Origin of the sequence: Pseudomonas paeninsulae (assembly GCF_035621475.1) — a bacterium.
GTDB classification, from domain to species: domain Bacteria; phylum Pseudomonadota; class Gammaproteobacteria; order Pseudomonadales; family Pseudomonadaceae; genus Aquipseudomonas; species Aquipseudomonas paeninsulae.
On record NZ_CP141799.1, the window covers coordinates 2244830 to 2260463 of the forward strand.

Below are 15634 nucleotides of genomic sequence, written 5' to 3' on the forward strand. Positions count from 1 at the left end.
TTCAAACGGGCAATCAGACTGCCCCAGGCCGGACTTTGCCTCACCACGAAGGGGCAAGTCCGACAGGCTACTAGGGTGAACTGGGCTGGCGCCGCGGGTATACTCGCGGCCTTTATCGAGTAGGGGTTTGGCGCGCGCGGGCAAGCGTTGCGCCGGGCCCGGTGCTGATTCCCGCGGAGTATCCTGCAAATGTCCGGCAATACCTACGGCAAGTTGTTCACCGTCACCAGCGCAGGCGAGAGCCATGGCCCGGCGCTGGTCGCCATCGTCGATGGTTGTCCACCGGGCCTGGAATTATCGCTGGACGACATGCAGCGCGACCTCGACCGGCGCAAGCCGGGCACCAGCCGCCACACCACCCAGCGTCAGGAAGACGATGTGGTGGAAATCCTCGCCGGGGTATTCGAGGGCAAGACCACCGGTTGCGCCATCGGCCTGCTGATTCGTAATACCGATCAGAAGTCCAAGGATTACTCGGCGATCAAAGATGTCTTCCGCCCAGCCCACGCCGATTACACCTATCAGCACAAGTACGGCATCCGCGACTACCGTGGCGGTGGCCGTAGCTCGGCCCGCGAGACCGCCATGCGCGTGGCTGCCGGCGCCATTGCCAAGAAATACCTGGCAACCCAGGGCATCGTGATTCGCGGCTATATGAGCCAGCTCGGTCCAATTGAGATTCCGTTCAAGAGCTGGGACAGCGTCGAGCAGAACGCCTTCTTCTGCCCTGACCCGGATAAGGTGGCGGAACTGGAAGCCTATATGGACCAACTGCGTCGCGACCAGGATTCGGTCGGAGCGAAGATCACCGTGGTTGCCGAAGGGGTGATGCCGGGGCTGGGCGAGCCGATCTTCGACCGTCTGGACGCCGAGCTGGCCCATGCGCTGATGAGCATCAATGCGGTCAAGGGCGTGGAGATCGGTGCCGGTTTCGCCAGTGTCGCCCAGCGCGGCACCGAGCATCGCGACGAGCTGACGCCTGCGGGCTTTTTGTCGAATAACGCCGGCGGCATTCTCGGCGGCATTTCCAGCGGTCAGCCAATCGTCGCCCACCTGGCGCTCAAGCCGACCTCCAGCATCACCACGCCGGGCCGCTCGATCGACGTCGATGGCAATGCGGTGGAGGTGATCACCAAGGGCCGCCACGACCCCTGCGTCGGCATCCGCGCCACGCCGATCGCCGAGGCGATGATGGCCCTCGTGCTGATGGATCACCTGCTGCGCCACCGTGCGCAGAACGCCGATGTACGGGTGACCACACCGGTGTTGCCGCAGCTTTGAGCAAGGGTAGGTTGGGCCGGGCCGCGCAGGCTGAGCGCGGCTCGCAGTGTTGGGTTGCGCCGTTGGGCTCCTCAACCCAACCCAACCTGTGTTGGTTAAACCATGACTAGTGCATTGCCCTATTGGCGGCTGTCCGGTTTCTATTTCTTCTATTTCGCGTTGCTCGGCGCCACGGCGCCGTTTCTGGCGTTGTACTTCGATCACCTGGGCTTTTCCTCCGCCCGCATCGGCGAGCTGATCGCCATTCCGATGCTGATGCGTTGCATCGCGCCCAATATCTGGGGCTGGCTGGGCGATTACAGCGGCCAGCGCCTGGCTATCGTGCGCTTTGGCGCGATCTGCACGCTGCTGTGCTTTGCCGGCATCTTCATCAGCCAGACTTATGCCTGGCTGGCCCTGATCATGGCGCTGCACGCGTTCTTCTGGCATGCCGTTCTGCCGCAATTCGAAGTCATCACCTTCGCCCATCTAAAGGAGCAGGCGGCGCGCTACAGCAAGATTCGCTTGTGGGGCAGCATCGGCTTTATCGTCGCGGTGGTCGGCCTGGGCAAGTTGTTCGAGCTGCTCAGCCTGGATGCCTATCCCTGGGCGCTGATCCTGATCATGGCCGGCATCGTACTGAGCAGTTGGTGGGTGCCCAACGCAGAGCCGCGCATGCGCCCCAATGTGGTGGGCGAGGGCGGCTTTATCCAGCAGTTGCGCCGCCCCGGTATTCTCGCGTTTTACCTCAGTGCGGGGCTGATGCAGCTGAGCAACGGCCCGTACTACACCTTTCTGAGCTTGCACCTGGAGTCGCTTGGCTATTCGCGCGGCCTGATCGGCCAGCTCTGGGCCCTCGGGGTGTTGGCAGAGATCGTGCTGTTCATGGTCATGGCCAAGCTGCTGGCGCGTTATTCGCTGCGCAGCGTGCTGTTGGCCAGCTTTCTGATCACCGCCGTGCGCTGGTTGCTGCTGGGCAACCTGGCCGATAACCTGCTGGTATTGTTGTTCGCTCAGTTGATGCATGCCGCGACTTTTGGCAGTTTTCATGCGGCGGCCATCCACTTCGTGCAGCGCAGTTTCGCCGACCGTCAGCAGGGCCAGGGGCAGGCATTGTATGCCGCACTGACCGGGGTCGGTGGTGCCCTGGGCGCGCTCTATTCCGGTTATAGCTGGAACAGCCTCGGCCCGGCTTGGACGTTCGCCATCGCCAGCCTGGTAGCCCTGGTCGCGGCCATCACTGCCACGCGCATGCACGAGCCGCGGCCATGAGCCGGGCGTGCATGACCTCATTGGGTCTTGGCTCGCAGCGTGCCTTTACTCAGCCTACGGATAACCAACGAGAGTTCTGACCATGAGCAGCCTGAGCGTCTATCACGAATCTTCTGCCGATCTGCCGAACAAGGTACTGACCCATCTGGAAGATATCGCCAGCACCCTGGCCGCCGTCGGTGTGCATTTCGAGCGCTGGCAAGCTTCCGCGCCGCTGGTTCCCGGCTGCAGCCAGGATCAGGTGATCGCCGCCTACCGCCCGCAGATCGAGCAACTGATGAGCGAGCGCGGCTATGTCGCGGTTGATGTGCTCAGCTTGAGTGATGATCACCCGGACAAAGCCGAGCTGCGCGCCAAATTTATCGACGAGCATCGGCATGCCGAGGACGAAGTGCGTTTCTTCGTGGTGGGCAGCGGCCTGTTCAACCTGCATATCGACGATTACGTCTACGCCGTGTTGTGCGAGAAGGGTGACCTGATCTCGGTGCCGGCCGGCACGCGGCACTGGTTCGACATGGGCGAGCATCCGCACTTCGTGATGATCCGCCTGTTCAGTAACACTGACGGCTGGGTCGGCGAGTTCACCGGCGATGATATTGCCAGCCGTTTTCCGCGGCTGGATGACTGATATGCCGCGTGCTCGATGGCTGCGGTTCCTCGTCGCAGAGCCTGGGCAACATAGCGCTAGTGGAACTCCGGGTATCGATGGCTATCCTAGATGGGCAACCCTTCGCACAGGAGTGTCCTCATGGGTTCTACAATGAATGGCCTTGTCGGCCTGATTATTCTGGCTCTGAGTATCTGGGCCATTATCAATATCGTCAAAAGCAACACCGAGGTCGGTAAGAAAGTCCTCTGGGTGTTGTTGATCCTATTTCTGCCGGTGATCGGTCTGATCATCTGGGCGCTGCTGGGGCCGCGTGGCAACGTGCGTTTCTAAACGCATGGCTCGCTTGGTCGTCTGGGGTGGTTGGCCTGGCTGAGTCTGCCCGGCTCCAGCTACGCCAGCGATTCCCAAGCGTGAGGTGCCCAGCGTGCTGGTGTCTCATCAAGTCAATATCAGCGCCTTGACCGGCATTAATCCCGCCTCCGGCGAAGGCCTGATCCTGGTCGTGCCGCTTGGCGTTCCTGCCCAGGTGTTGGCACGCATTCCAGCGCCCTAACTGCCTGCCTCAAAGCGCCAGTGTTGCCTGCTCCGGTACCTGCATGCCTTCCAGCTGCAACAACAGCGCCTTGCGCGCCAGGCCACCGGCATAGCCGGTCAGGCTGCCGTCGCGGCCGATCACCCGGTGGCAGGGGATGATCACCGCGATAGGGTTGGCGCCATTGGCCGCGCCGACCGCCCGCACCGCCTTGGGCCTGGCGATCCCTTCGGCCAGGGCGCTGTAACTGCTGGTCTGGCCGAAGGGAATACGCTGTAGCGCCTGCCACACCGCTTGCTGAAAGGCCGTGCCGTGCGGCGCTAGGCGCAGCTCGAAGCGTTGCCGGCGGCCGGCAAAATAATCGTCGAGTTGCCGGCACACCTCATCCAGTTCGTCAGCCGCGGTCTGCCAGTGCTCGGCGATCCGCCAGGGTTTGTCGTCTATTTCCATCAACAATTGCTGCAGGCCCGTTTCATCGCCGGCTAGTAGCAGGCGGCCGATGGGGCTGTGGTGATAGCGGTAGAACATGGCTATTCCCTCTGCGAATAGTTGTGCCACAGGTGGGCGGCGGCGTAGGCGCGCCACGGCCGCCAGGCTTCGGCGCGGGCCTTGAGTTGCCTGGCGTCGATGCCGTCTGCGCCCCACAGTGGCGCCTTGAGCAGGCCCAGGTCGCTGGCGGGAAAGGCATCGGCTACGCCGAAGGCGCGCAGGGCAATGTACTCGGCGGTCCAGGGGCCGATGCCGGGCAGGGCGCAGAGCCGTTCGATCAGGGCTTCGCTGCCATGCCGCAGATCCAGGTGCAACGCGCCGCTGGCGACTAGCCCGGCGAAGTGCTGCAACGTCTGCACGCGTTTACCCGGCATGCCGATGCCATCCAGGTTAGCGCCGGCGATTGCCTCGGCGCTGGGGAACAGGCGGTCGATGCCGTCGCCGTCGGTCACCGGTAACGACTCGCCCAGGCGGGTGACCAGGCGCCCGCTGATGGTCACCGCGGCTTTTACGGTGACCTGCTGACCGACGATGGCCCGCACCGCCTGCTCGAACGGGTCGAAGGCCGTCGGCAGGCGCAGCCCCGGATTGCGCGCGACCAGCGTGGCCAGGTAGGGGTCATTGGCGAAATGTCTGCCGATGCGCTGCGGTTCGGCATCCAGGTCGAACATGCGCCGCACCCGCTGCTGCAATTCGGCCAGGCAAGGGATGGCCGAGGCGCTGTAGCTCAAGGCCAGGGCGTTATGCCCGGGCTGCGGGCTTACGCTGAACCAACCGCTGACGTTTGCCAGCCGGAAGCTGCGGCAATAGCGTTCGCGGCTCAGCTGTTCGACGCCCGCCAGGGCGCGCAGGGCGAAGTGGTCGTGGAACTGCTGCCAATCCCAGGGTGCGTTGTAGGGCAACAACAGCGTTGCTTGCGGGGCGTTATTCATGCCCGGACGATAACCCCGGGCCGCGCACTTGTCTGCGCCAAACTGACTTTCAAACCGCGCTGTACTCGTGAGCTGTGGTGAATCGAGTTTGTTGGGGGCATGACCTGCCGATGGGCTTTTGTGCGTGGCAGTTTTGCCGGCACCCCAGAATTTCTCTCGATAACACTGCGATTGGTGGCGCCATGGCGCTAGACTTGCTGCGCGTTGCCCTTGTAGTGAGCGGCGCCGCCCCCATCTTTAGATTTCTTCTTTTTTACAGGTGCGTGCATTTTTTATGAGTACTGCTCTGTCCATCCGGCAGTTGACCAAAACCTACGGCAATGGCTTCCAGGCTCTGCATGGCATCGATCTGGATGTAGCCGAAGGCGATTTCTTCGCGTTGCTCGGCCCCAATGGCGCCGGCAAATCCACCACCATCGGCATTCTCTCGACCCTGGTGACCAAGTCCAGCGGCACGGTCAATGTGTTTGGCCATGATCTGGACAAGCAACCGTCGGCGCTCAAGCGCTGTCTCGGCGTGGTACCGCAGGAGTTCAATTTCAACCAGTTCGAGAAGGTCTTCGACATTGTCGTGACCCAGGCGGGTTACTACGGCATTCCCGCGCGCATCGCCAAGGAGCGTGCCGAGCAGTACCTCAACCAGTTGGGACTGTGGGACAAGCGCGATGTGCCCTCGCGCGAACTGTCCGGTGGCATGAAGCGGCGTTTGATGATCGCTCGCGCCCTGGTTCATCAGCCACGCTTGCTGATCCTCGATGAGCCGACCGCAGGCGTCGACATCGAATTGCGTCGCTCGATGTGGAGTTTTCTCACCGAGCTGAACCAGCAAGGCATCACCATCATCCTCACCACCCATTATCTGGAGGAGGCCGAGCAGTTGTGCCGCAACATCGGCATCATCGATCACGGGCGCATCGTCGAGAACACCAGCATGCGCGAATTGCTGAAAAAGCTGCATGTGGAGACCTTCTTGCTCGACCTGAAAGAGTCGTTACTGGTGCCGCCGCATTTGATCGGTTACCCGGCGCAAATGCTCGACCATCACACCCTGGAAGTGCAAATCGACAAGAGTCAGGGCATTACCGAACTGTTTCGCCAGTTGGCCTTGCAGAACATCGAGGTGCTCAGCTTGCGCAATAAAACCAATCGCCTGGAGGAATTGTTCGTCTCCCTGGTCGAGAAGAACCTGGTGAAGGTGGCAGTATGAGCACGGCCTATGTGAATACCGAGTTCGCCGCCAACATGGTGGCATTGCGGACCATCGTCTACCGCGAGATCCGCCGCTTCACCCGCATCTGGCCGCAGACCCTGCTGCCGCCGGCGATCACCATGGTTCTGTACTTCGTGATCTTCGGCAACCTGATCGGTCGGCAGATCGGCGACATGGGTGGCTTCACCTATATGGAGTACATCGTGCCGGGGCTGATCATGATGTCGGTGATCACCAATTCCTACGGCAACGTGGTGTCGAGCTTTTTCGGCAGCAAATTCCAGCGCTCGATCGAGGAGCTGATGGTGTCGCCGGTGTCGCCGCACATCATCCTCATCGGCTATGTGGCCGGCGGGGTGTTGCGCGGGCTGGCGGTAGGCTTGATCGTCACCCTGCTGTCGCTGTTCTTCACCGATTTGCAGGTGCATCACCTCGGCGTGACCGTGTTGGTGGTGTTGCTGACCGCGACCATTTTCGCCATGGGCGGCTTCATCAATGCGGTATTTGCGCGCAACTTCGACGATATTTCGATCATCCCGACCTTTGTCCTCACTCCGCTGACCTACCTGGGCGGGGTGTTCTATTCGATCAGCCTGCTGCCGCCGTTCTGGCAGACGGTGTCGCTGGTCAACCCGGTGCTGCATATGGTCAATGCGTTTCGCTACGGCATCCTCGGTGTGTCGGACATTCGCATCGGTGTCGCCATCGGCTTCATGCTGATCGCCACTGCCGTGCTGTATGGCGTGTGCATTCGCTTGCTGATCAGCGGACGTGGCATGCGTCAGTGACGAGGTTTTTTTGCAAATAATATCGGGAAACATCTCGAACGGCTGAAGCGCACGGCGAGGCCGTTAGACTCAGCCTCTATGGAATAACTGGGGTTGTATATGGCTGCCCGTCCGCGCGTTCTATTTGTGCTGTCGCTGTTGCTGCTTGCGGCCGTTTGGCCATTGGCGCATGCGGCTGAAGGCCCCTTGGTCGAAGTCGTGCAAGTGGAAAAAGCCCTGGTGCGCGACGAGCTGATTACCTTCGGCTCGCTGCGTTCCGATGAGTCGGTGATGATCCGCCCGGAAATCGAAGGGCGTCTGGCCTCCCTGCATTTTCGCGAAGGCCAGGCTGTCACGGCCGGAACCTTGCTGGTCAGCCTGGACGATGCGATTACTCGTGCCGAGCTGGCCCAGGCGCAGGCCAATCTCTATCTGGCGGAAAAAAACCATCAGCGTGCGCAACTGTTGTTCACGCGCGGCGCCAGCAATGCCCAGGCGCTGGATGAAGCCAATGCTCAGCAGCAAGTTGCCCGCGCCAGCTTGGCGTTGGCCCAGGCGCGCCTGGACAAAACCCGGATTCATGCACCCTACGACGGGGTCTTGGGCTTGCGCCATGTCAGCCCGGGCGACTACCTGAGTGCCGGCCAGGATGTCGTCAACCTGGAGGTGCTTGATCCGCTCAAGGTCGATTTTCGCATTCCGCAAAAAGCCGTCAGCCAGATTCGTCTGGGCCAACTGATCGAGATCAGCCTGGACGCCTATCCGGGGGAGCGTTTCAGTGGCGAGATCTACGCGATCAATCCACGCCTGGATGAAGCCGGGCGCAGTCAGGCGGTTCGTGCCCATATCGCTAACACCGATCGGCGTCTGAGCCCCGGGCAGTTCGTCAGGGTGGCGGTGATTGTTGCCGAGCGTGCCGCGGCCTTGGTAATCCCCGAGGAGGCGGTGATGCCGGTCGGCGAGCAGCTGCTGGTCAATCTGGTGGTGGACGGCAAGGTCGAGCAGCGTGAGGTCACGCTGGGTAAGCGCCTGGGCGGCAAGGTTGAGGTGCGCGAGGGCCTGGGCGGCGGAGAGGTGCTGATCAGCGCCGGTTGGCAGAAAGTGCACGAGGGCATGACGGTGCGCACCAAGGTGGTGGAGCGCACGCCATGACGCTGTCGGACATCTGCATCCGCCGGCCGGTGTTCGCCAGCGTACTGTCGCTGATCCTGGTCCTGCTCGGCCTGATGGCCTATGACCGCCTGAGCGTGCGCGAATATCCTAACGTCGACGTGCCCATCGTTACGGTCAACGTCACTTATCCCGGCGCCAGCCCGGAAATCATGGAGTCCCAGGTCGCTCAGCCGATCGAGGATGTGCTCTCGGGGATCGAGGGGTTGGATTTCGTCAGTTCTATCAGCCGCTCGGAAAATACCCAGATCACCGCGCAGTTCCGCCTCGGCAGCAATTCCGATGAAGCCGCCAACGATGTGCGCGACCGCCTCGGGCGGGTGCGCGGCCTGCTGCCGGATGAAATCGCCGAACCCATCGTGCAGAAGGTCGAGGCCGATGCCCAGCCGGTGGTGTGGCTTGCCTTCTACAGCGAACGCTACAGCGCCCTGGAGATCACCGACGTGCTGGAACGGGTGATCAAGGATCGTCTGCAGACCATTGCCGGTGTCTCCGAGGTGCAGGTCCGCGGCGGCCGCACCCTGGCCATGCGCATCTGGCTCGATCCGGAGAAGCTCGCGGCGCACAACCTCACCGTGCAGGACGTGGAAGACGCCCTGCGCCGGCAAAACGTGGAGATCCCCGCCGGACGTATCGAGTCACGCGAGCGCGAGTTCACCGTGCTTTCGGAAACTGATCTGAATACGCCCGAGCAATTCAACCAACTGATTCTCGATGATTCACAGGGCTATCTGCTGCGCCTGGCCGATGTCGGGCATGCCGAGATAGGCGCGCAGAACGAGCGCAGCATCGTGCGCTACAAAGGCCGCCCGGCAGTGTCTATGGGCGTGATCAAACAGGCCACGGCCAATCCCCTGGACATCTCCGATGGCTTGAACGCCGCCCTGCCGGAAGTGCGGGCGTTGCTGCCTGAAGGCATGGAAATGGCCATCGCCCACGACAATTCGCTGTTTATCCGCGAGTCGATCGACAACGTCTTTATCACCATCTGGGAAGCGGTGGCGCTGGTCATCCTGATCATCTTCATTTTCCTGCGCTCGCTACGCGCCACCATCATTCCGCTGGTGACCATTCCGGTGTCGCTGATCGGCGCCTTCGCCCTGATGAGCCTGATGGGTTTCACCATCAATACCCTGACACTGCTGGCCATGGTCTTGGCCATCGGCCTGGTGGTGGACGACGCCATCGTCATGCTGGAGAACATCCACCGGCATATCGAACAAGGCATGCAACCGATGCAGGCGGCGCTCAAGGGCAGCCGCGAGATCGCCTTCGCGGTGATCGCCATGACCCTGACCCTGGCTGCGGTGTTCGCCCCCATCGGCTTTATGCAGGGCACCACCGGCAAACTGTTCACCGAGTTCGCCTGGACCCTGGCTGGCGCGGTGCTGGTCTCGGGTTTCGTCGCCCTGACCCTGACCCCGATGATGTGCGCGCTGCTGCTCAAACCACATCAGGCGGGCGAACGGCACAACCGCCTGTACAACCTGATCGAGGACTTTCTCAATAGCTTGACTCATGGCTATAAGCGCCTGCTGGCCCGCGCCCTGGCGGCCTGGTGGCTGGTGGTTGGGGTGCTGGTGCTGGCCCTACTGGCCTGCCTGCTGCTGTTCTCCGGGTTGAAGGCCGAGCTGGCGCCGACCGAAGACACCAGCACCATCATCGGCGTGTTCAACGGCCCGGACGGCGCCACCATCGACTACACCGGGCGTTATGCGCGGGAGATTGAGGCGGCTTACGCGAGCGTCCCAGAAACCAATCGCTACATGGTGATCGCCGGTTTCCCCACCGTGGCCCAGGGTATTTCCTTTATGAAACTGGAGGACTGGGGTGAACGCTCGCGCAGCCAGTTCGAGATCCGCAATGAATTACTGACCAAGTTCCAGGACATCGCCGGGTTTCGGGCCTTTCCGGTCAATCGGCCGCCGCTCGGACAGAGCGCGCGCAATCAGCCGGTCAACTTCGTGATCCGCTCCTCGCTGGAGTACGCCGAGCTGCAAGCCTATGTCGATGAGCTGTTGCATAGCCTGCGTGATTACCCCGGCCTGGAAAGCCTGGACAGCGATTTGAAGTTGAACGCGCCGCAGCTCAAGGTGGCGGTCAATCGCGAGCAGGCGGTGGCGGTTGGCACCGATGTGGCGACCATCGGCCGTAGCCTGGAAAGCCTGTTCGGCAGCCGCCAGGTGACGCGCTTCAAGCAGAACGGCGAGCAGTACGACGTGATGGTGCAATTGCAGGACGTTGATCGCAGCAACCCGCAGGATCTCGACCGTGTTTACGTGCGTGGGCGCGACGAGAGCATGGTGCAACTGTCCAACCTGATCGAGGTGCGCGAGACGGTGGCGCCGCGCGAGCTCAATCACTTCAACCAACTGCGTGCGGTCACGGTGAGTGCCAACGTCGGTTCCGGCTATACCCTGGGCGAGGCTTTGGCTTATCTGGAAAACACTGCCCGCGGTGTATTCCCACCTGACACCCAATACGACTACACCGGTACGTCGCGTGACTTCAAGGAATCCGGCTCGGGTATCGCGCTGATCTTCGCCCTGGCCCTGGCCTTTATCTTCCTGGTGCTGGCGGCGCAATTCGAGAGTTTCACTGATCCGCTGATCATCCTGTTCAGCGTACCGCTGTCGATGGCCGGCGCCTTGCTGGCGCTGACCCTGTTCGGCGGCACCTTGAATATCTACTCGCAGATTGGTCTGGTGACGCTGATTGGCTTGATTACCAAACACGGGATTCTCATCGTCGAATTCGCCAACGTGCTGCTGCGTCAGGGGCAGGAACTGCGCAGTGCGGTTATCGATGCCTCGGTCCAGCGCCTGCGGCCGATTCTGATGACCACCGGGGCCATGGTCCTGGGTTCGTTGCCACTGGCAATCGCCACGGGTGCTGGCGCCGAAAGCCGTCAGCAGATCGGCCTGGTGATAGTCGGCGGTCTGCTGGTGGGCACCTTCTTCACCCTATTTGTGATTCCAACCCTGTACATGCTGCTGCGCCGTTGGCAGCCGCTGGTACAGGAAGAGGAAATGGTCGCGACGTAGGATGGACCGGAGCGCCGGCCGCTCAGGAGCGCAGCGAACAGTCCACCATTGCCGGCAGCAGTGGCGTACTGCTTCGCGAGTACGCCCTACGGCGTGAGTCCATGCTGCGCTGCTGGCGGCTAAAGCTGATACCCGTAGGAGCGGGCCATGCCCGCGATAAGGTATGGCCTGCAAAACATCGCGGGCCTCGCCCGCTCCTACAAGTGACTTGTTACTCGACCTTGAGCACCAGCTTGCCGAAGTTCTCGCCGCTGAACAGCTTGAGCAAGGTTTCCGGGAAGGTTTTCAGGCCGACCACGATGTCTTCTTTGGACTTCAGCTGACCACTGGCCAGCCAGCCGCCCATTTCCTGGGCTGCCTCGGCGAAGCGCGGGGCGTAGGTCATCACCACCATGCCTTCCATGCGTGCGCTGTTGACCAGCAACTGCAGGTAGTTGGCCGGGCCCTTGATCGCCTCCTTGTTGTTGTACTGGCTGATGGCGCCGCAGATCACCACCCGCGCCTTGAACCTGAGGCGCGTCAGCACGGTATCGAGGATGTCGCCGCCGACGTTGTCGAAATACACGTCCACGCCTTTCGGGCACTCGCGCTTGAGGCCGGCATGCAGGTCTTCGTTCTTGTAATCGATGGCGCCGTCGAAGCCCAGCTCATCGACCAGGAATTTGCACTTGTCGGCGCCGCCGGCGATGCCGACCACGCGGCAGCCCTTGAGCTTGGCGATCTGCCCGGCGACGCTGCCGACCGCACCGGCGGCCCCGGAGATCACCACGGTTTCACCGGACTTGGGCGCACCTACGTCGAGCAGGGCGAAGTAGGCGGTCATCCCGGTCATGCCCAGTGCCGATAGGTACAGCGGCAAGGGGGCGCGTTTGGGGTCGACCTTGTAGAAGCCTTTTGGCTCACCGAGGAAATAGTCCTGCACGCCGAGGGCGCCGTTGACGTGCTCGCCGACAGCGAAGTCCGGGTGCTGCGAGGCGATTACTTCACCGACGCCGAGGGCGCGCATCACCTCGCCGAGACCGACCGGCGGGATGTAGGACTTGGCGTCGTTCATCCAGCCGCGCATGGCCGGGTCGAGGGACAGGTAAGCGTTCTTCACCAGGATCTGTCCGGGGCCGGGTTCGCCGACCGGCTTTTCCTCATAACTGAAGGTGTCGCGGCTGGGCAAGCCGACCGGACGTTGGGCGAGGAGGAATTGGCGGTTGAGCAGGGCAGTCATGGTCGGTTCTCACTGAGCGGAAACCACGGTGATAGCCCTTCGCCGGGTGCTGGGCAAGGTAAGCCAGCCAGCCGAATACGGGTTAATCCATTAGAGTGATGAGAGTCTGGGGTGCTTAATCATTATTTTGCATGAAGGCAAAACTGTTGTTCAAATAGTGCTGCCGCGCCGGGCGCTGCTCTGACTAGACTCTGCGCAGACTTTCAATTCTCGTGAGGACACACAGATGAGTTTGAGCTTTTCCGGCCAGGTTGCCCTGGTCACCGGCGGCGCTGCCGGTATTGGTCGGGCGACGGCCCTGGCTTTCGCCAACGAAGGCCTCAAGGTGGTGGTTTCCGATGTCGACGTGGCCGGCGGCGAAGGTACTGTCGAGCTGATCCGTGCAGCCGGTGGCCAAGCCACCTTCGTGCGCTGCGACGTGACCCGCGATGCCGAGGTCAAGGCGTTGATGGACGCCACGGTAGCCGCCTACGGCCGCCTGGACTACGCCTTCAACAACGCCGGTATCGAGATCGAGCAGGGCAAGCTGGCAGACGGCAACGAAGCCGAGTTCGACGCCATTATGGGTGTCAACGTCAAGGGTGTGTGGCTGTGCATGAAGCACCAGATCCCGCTGCTGCTGGCCCAGGGTGGCGGCGCCATCGTCAACACCGCCTCGGTCGCCGGCCTCGGCGCCGCGCCGAAGATGAGCATCTACAGCGCCTCCAAGCACGCGGTCATCGGCCTGACCAAGTCGGCAGCGGTGGAATACGCGAAGAAGAAAATCCGCGTCAACGCGGTGTGCCCGGCGGTGATCGACACCGACATGTTCCGCCGCGCCTACGAGTCCGACCCGAGGAAGGCCGAGTACGCCGCCGCCATGCACCCGGTCGGGCGCATCGGCAAGGTCGAGGAAATCGCCACCGCGGTGCTCTACCTGTGCTGCGACGGCGCCGCCTTCACCACCGGCCATGCCCTGGCGGTGGATGGTGGGGTGACCGCGATCTGAGCGCGCTTCGCTAGCAGTAAGAACAGGAGGGTTGGCGCGGAGCGCAGCGAAGCCCAGCTAGTAGGTAGTAGGGCGGGTGAACCCGCCAGGACGAGGCAAATCCAAGGCTTGGCGAGATGCACCCGTCCTACGTCCTGAGTGGGTGGCATTTTTCCCGGACCTCATCCGATCCCGTTACGCAGTCTTCAATGCCCGTAAGTTGGCGCTAAGCCTGCTAAGCCCAACAGCGCTTGTCCGTGGATCCCATCAATCCTTACCCCAGTTCAAAATTGCCAGGGTCAGCAAGCCGGCGACTATGCCCCAGAAGGCCGAGCCAACCGCGAACAGGGTCATGCCCGAGGCGGTGACCAGGAAGGTGATCAGCGCCGCCTCGCGCTCCTTGGGTTCGCTCATGGCCTGGGTCAGGCCGCCGATGATCGAGGCGAACAGCGCCAGCGCCGCGATCGACAGGATCAACGCCTTGGGCAGGGCGGTGAACAGGGCGGCCAGGGTGGCGCCGAAGATCCCGGCAATGCCGTAGAACACCCCGCACCAGACTGCGGCCGTATAGCGTTTGCTCGGGTCTTCATGGGCTTCCGGGCCGGCGCAGATCGCGGCGCTGATCGCCGCCATATGAATGCCATGGCTGCCAAAGGGGGCCAGCACGATTGAGGTCAGGCCGGTGACGGTGAGCAGTGGCGAGGCCGGCACGTTGTAACCGTTGGCACGCAATACGGCCATGCCGGGCAGGTTCTGCGAGGTCATGGCGACGATGAACAGCGGAATGCCGATGCTGATGGCCGCCGCCAGGGAGAAGCTCGGCGTGGTCCATTCGGGCGTGGCCAGTTGTAGCTCGAAGTGCTCGAAATTAAGCAGGCCGAAGATGCCGGCCAGCAGGGTGCCGACCAGCAGCGCGGCGAGCACCGCATAGCGCGGCAGCAGACGTTTGCCCAGCAGGTAGGCGAGCAGCATCGCCACCACCAGCACTGGCTGCTGCTCGGCGGCCACGCAGATCTCCAGGCCGATCTTGAACAGCACGCCAGCGAGCAGGGCGGCGGCGATGGAACCTGGGATTCGGCGCATAAGGCGGTCGAAGCTGCCGGTCAGGCCGATCAACACGATCAATCCCGAGGCGAGGATATAGGCGCCAATCGCCTCGCTGTAGGGCACCCCCGGCAGGCTGCTGATCAACAGCGCAGCGCCCGGGGTCGACCAGGCGATCATCACCGGCGCGCGGTAACGCAGCGATAGGCCGATACAGCCAATGGCCATGCCGATCGACAACGCCCAGATCCATGAAGAAACTTGTCCGCTGCTCAGTCCCGCCGCCTGGCCAGCCTGGAATATCAGCACCAGTGAACTGGTGTAGCCGGTGAGCATGGCGATAAAGCCGGCGACCACCGCCGAGGTTGAGGTGTCGGCCAGTGGGCGCAGGCGTGTCTGAACCGCTTCGGGCATCTACAGGACTCCTTTGACGTCCGTAAGAATCGGGTACAGCGAGACGACCAAGAGTAGCGCCATAGTGATATTGAAACCGCGCAATATCCGCGGATTACCCAGCCAGTTGCGCAGCAGGCTGCCGGCCATGGTCCAGACGCTCATGGTCGGGCAGTTGACCAAGGCGAACAGGGCGGCGATGCACAGCACATTGACCACGAAGTCGTCCTGAGGGGTATAGGTGGTAATGGCGCCGATGGCCATGATCCAGGCCTTGGGGTTGACCCACTGGAAGGCTGCGGCCTGAAGGAAGCTGAACGGTTTGCCGTGCGCACCGACGGTGCTGTCTGGCGCGCCGGCGTTGGCGATTTTCCAGGCCAGGTAGAGCAGGTAGGCGGCGCCGACGTAGCGCAGCAGGCTGTAGAGCAATGGCACCTGCTCGAACAGTTGGCCGAGGCCCAAACCAACCGCCAGGACCAATAGCATCAGGCCCAGGCTGATGCCGAGCATATGCGGCAGGCTGCGGCGCAGGCCGAAGTTGGCGCCGGAGGCGAGCAACATGGTGTTGTTCGGCCCTGGCGTCACCGAGGTAACGAAGGCAAAGGCGATAAAGGCGATCAGCAGTTCAGTGGTCATGGCCGGGCACTCGGGGTCAGTGCTGCTCAGCCTAAGGGCAGTTGTGCGGCGCGTCGCGGTACAGCGGGGCAGGCATTGGGTGGAACAGT

At 62.3% G+C, this 15634-nt stretch carries 14 protein-coding genes and 1 pseudogene; 10 read left to right on the forward strand and 5 right to left on the reverse strand.

Annotated features, from left to right (window positions below; all coding sequences use genetic code 11):
- The first annotated feature begins 189 nt into the window (after positions 1–189).
- The 5 genes and pseudogenes from aroC to VCJ09_RS10465 form a co-directional block, all read left to right on the forward strand.
- Entirely contained in the window at positions 190–1281 is a 1092-nt protein-coding gene (gene aroC, locus VCJ09_RS10445) for a chorismate synthase (RefSeq protein ID WP_324734255.1), read from the forward strand.
- A gap of 102 nt (positions 1282–1383) precedes the next feature.
- Positions 1384–2532 carry an MFS transporter gene (locus tag VCJ09_RS10450; RefSeq protein WP_324734256.1) on the forward strand — a complete coding sequence of 383 codons (1149 nt, stop codon included), beginning with the start codon at positions 1384–1386 and terminating at the stop codon, positions 2530–2532.
- An 82-nt stretch (positions 2533–2614) separates the two neighbouring features.
- Positions 2615–3160: a 1,2-dihydroxy-3-keto-5-methylthiopentene dioxygenase gene (locus VCJ09_RS10455; protein WP_324734257.1), complete on the forward strand. Its 546-nt coding sequence runs from the start codon at positions 2615–2617 to the stop codon at positions 3158–3160.
- Between the two features lie 120 nt (positions 3161–3280).
- A complete protein-coding gene (locus VCJ09_RS10460; protein WP_324734258.1) occupies positions 3281–3472 on the forward strand; it encodes a PLD nuclease N-terminal domain-containing protein in 192 nt (63 codons plus the stop codon).
- 88 nt (positions 3473–3560) lie between these two features.
- Positions 3561–3695: pseudogene (locus tag VCJ09_RS10465) on the forward strand (histidine phosphatase family protein); the annotation flags it as partial.
- A gap of 9 nt (positions 3696–3704) precedes the next feature.
- Here VCJ09_RS10465 and VCJ09_RS10470 read toward each other — a convergent pair.
- Together VCJ09_RS10470 and VCJ09_RS10475 are read right to left on the reverse strand one after the other, a co-directional pair.
- A complete protein-coding gene (locus VCJ09_RS10470; protein WP_324734259.1) occupies positions 3705–4202 on the reverse strand; it encodes a methylated-DNA--[protein]-cysteine S-methyltransferase in 498 nt (165 codons plus the stop codon).
- 2 nt (positions 4203–4204) lie between these two features.
- Positions 4205–5095 (reverse strand): DNA-3-methyladenine glycosylase family protein, encoded by an 891-nt coding sequence (locus tag VCJ09_RS10475; protein ID WP_324734260.1) that lies wholly within the window; start codon positions 5093–5095, stop codon positions 4205–4207.
- Positions 5096–5369: 274 nt separating this feature from the next.
- Here VCJ09_RS10475 and VCJ09_RS10480 point away from each other — a divergent pair, with 274 nt between their 5' ends.
- The 4 genes from VCJ09_RS10480 to VCJ09_RS10495 all read left to right on the forward strand — a co-directional run bounded on the left by VCJ09_RS10480 (position 5370) and on the right by VCJ09_RS10495 (position 11286).
- The gene (locus VCJ09_RS10480) at positions 5370–6302 is read left to right on the forward strand and encodes an ABC transporter ATP-binding protein (protein WP_079201756.1); all 933 of its coding nucleotides are present in this window, start codon (positions 5370–5372) and stop codon (positions 6300–6302) included.
- Positions 6299–7093, forward strand: a complete 795-nt coding sequence (locus tag VCJ09_RS10485) for an ABC transporter permease (protein WP_407693024.1) — start codon at positions 6299–6301, stop codon at positions 7091–7093. The genes VCJ09_RS10480 and VCJ09_RS10485 overlap by 4 nt, the downstream gene beginning before the upstream one ends.
- Positions 7094–7192: 99 nt before the next feature.
- Entirely contained in the window at positions 7193–8224 is a 1032-nt protein-coding gene (locus VCJ09_RS10490; RefSeq protein WP_324734261.1) for an efflux RND transporter periplasmic adaptor subunit, read from the forward strand.
- Positions 8221–11286 carry an efflux RND transporter permease subunit gene (locus tag VCJ09_RS10495; protein WP_324734262.1) on the forward strand — a complete coding sequence of 1022 codons (3066 nt, stop codon included), beginning with the start codon at positions 8221–8223 and terminating at the stop codon, positions 11284–11286. The genes VCJ09_RS10490 and VCJ09_RS10495 overlap by 4 nt, the downstream gene beginning before the upstream one ends.
- A gap of 211 nt (positions 11287–11497) precedes the next feature.
- Here the strand turns inward: VCJ09_RS10495 and VCJ09_RS10500 are convergent, their stop codons facing one another.
- Positions 11498–12505 (reverse strand): NADP-dependent oxidoreductase, encoded by a 1008-nt coding sequence (locus VCJ09_RS10500; RefSeq protein WP_324734263.1) that lies wholly within the window; start codon positions 12503–12505, stop codon positions 11498–11500.
- Between the two features lie 226 nt (positions 12506–12731).
- On the opposite strand from VCJ09_RS10500, the gene VCJ09_RS10505 reads away from it, so the two are divergent.
- Positions 12732–13493, forward strand: a complete 762-nt coding sequence (locus VCJ09_RS10505) for an SDR family oxidoreductase (RefSeq protein WP_324734264.1) — start codon at positions 12732–12734, stop codon at positions 13491–13493.
- Positions 13494–13739: 246 nt separating this feature from the next.
- Here the strand turns inward: VCJ09_RS10505 and VCJ09_RS10510 are convergent, their stop codons facing one another.
- Both VCJ09_RS10510 and VCJ09_RS10515 read right to left on the reverse strand, forming a co-directional pair.
- On the reverse strand, positions 13740–14930 hold the full coding sequence (locus VCJ09_RS10510; RefSeq protein ID WP_324734265.1) for a benzoate/H(+) symporter BenE family transporter: 1191 nt from the start codon (positions 14928–14930) through the stop codon (positions 13740–13742).
- Positions 14931–15545 carry a LysE family translocator gene (locus tag VCJ09_RS10515; RefSeq protein WP_324734266.1) on the reverse strand — a complete coding sequence of 205 codons (615 nt, stop codon included), beginning with the start codon at positions 15543–15545 and terminating at the stop codon, positions 14931–14933.
- Positions 15546–15634 lie beyond the last annotated feature (89 nt).

What these genes read in the sequence shown, in the direction of transcription:
- VCJ09_RS10460 (WP_324734258.1), top strand. Translation starts at nt 3,281, where the DNA reads ATGGGTTCTACAATGAATGGCCTTGTCGGCCTGATTATTCTGGCTCTG.
- VCJ09_RS10450 (WP_324734256.1), top strand. Translation starts at nt 1,384, where the DNA reads ATGACTAGTGCATTGCCCTATTGGCGGCTGTCCGGTTTCTATTTCTTC.
- VCJ09_RS10485 (WP_407693024.1), top strand. Translation starts at nt 6,299, where the DNA reads ATGAGCACGGCCTATGTGAATACCGAGTTCGCCGCCAACATGGTGGCA.
- VCJ09_RS10510 (WP_324734265.1), bottom strand. Translation starts at nt 14,930, where the DNA reads ATGCCCGAAGCGGTTCAGACACGCCTGCGCCCACTGGCCGACACCTCA.
- VCJ09_RS10515 (WP_324734266.1), bottom strand. Translation starts at nt 15,545, where the DNA reads ATGACCACTGAACTGCTGATCGCCTTTATCGCCTTTGCCTTCGTTACC.
- VCJ09_RS10495 (WP_324734262.1), top strand. Translation starts at nt 8,221, where the DNA reads ATGACGCTGTCGGACATCTGCATCCGCCGGCCGGTGTTCGCCAGCGTA.
- VCJ09_RS10490 (WP_324734261.1), top strand. Translation starts at nt 7,193, where the DNA reads ATGGCTGCCCGTCCGCGCGTTCTATTTGTGCTGTCGCTGTTGCTGCTT.
- VCJ09_RS10470 (WP_324734259.1), bottom strand. Translation starts at nt 4,202, where the DNA reads ATGTTCTACCGCTATCACCACAGCCCCATCGGCCGCCTGCTACTAGCC.
- VCJ09_RS10480 (WP_079201756.1), top strand. Translation starts at nt 5,370, where the DNA reads ATGAGTACTGCTCTGTCCATCCGGCAGTTGACCAAAACCTACGGCAAT.
- VCJ09_RS10455 (WP_324734257.1), top strand. Translation starts at nt 2,615, where the DNA reads ATGAGCAGCCTGAGCGTCTATCACGAATCTTCTGCCGATCTGCCGAAC.
- VCJ09_RS10475 (WP_324734260.1), bottom strand. Translation starts at nt 5,095, where the DNA reads ATGAATAACGCCCCGCAAGCAACGCTGTTGTTGCCCTACAACGCACCC.
- VCJ09_RS10505 (WP_324734264.1), top strand. Translation starts at nt 12,732, where the DNA reads ATGAGTTTGAGCTTTTCCGGCCAGGTTGCCCTGGTCACCGGCGGCGCT.
- aroC (WP_324734255.1), top strand. Translation starts at nt 190, where the DNA reads ATGTCCGGCAATACCTACGGCAAGTTGTTCACCGTCACCAGCGCAGGC.
- VCJ09_RS10500 (WP_324734263.1), bottom strand. Translation starts at nt 12,505, where the DNA reads ATGACTGCCCTGCTCAACCGCCAATTCCTCCTCGCCCAACGTCCGGTC.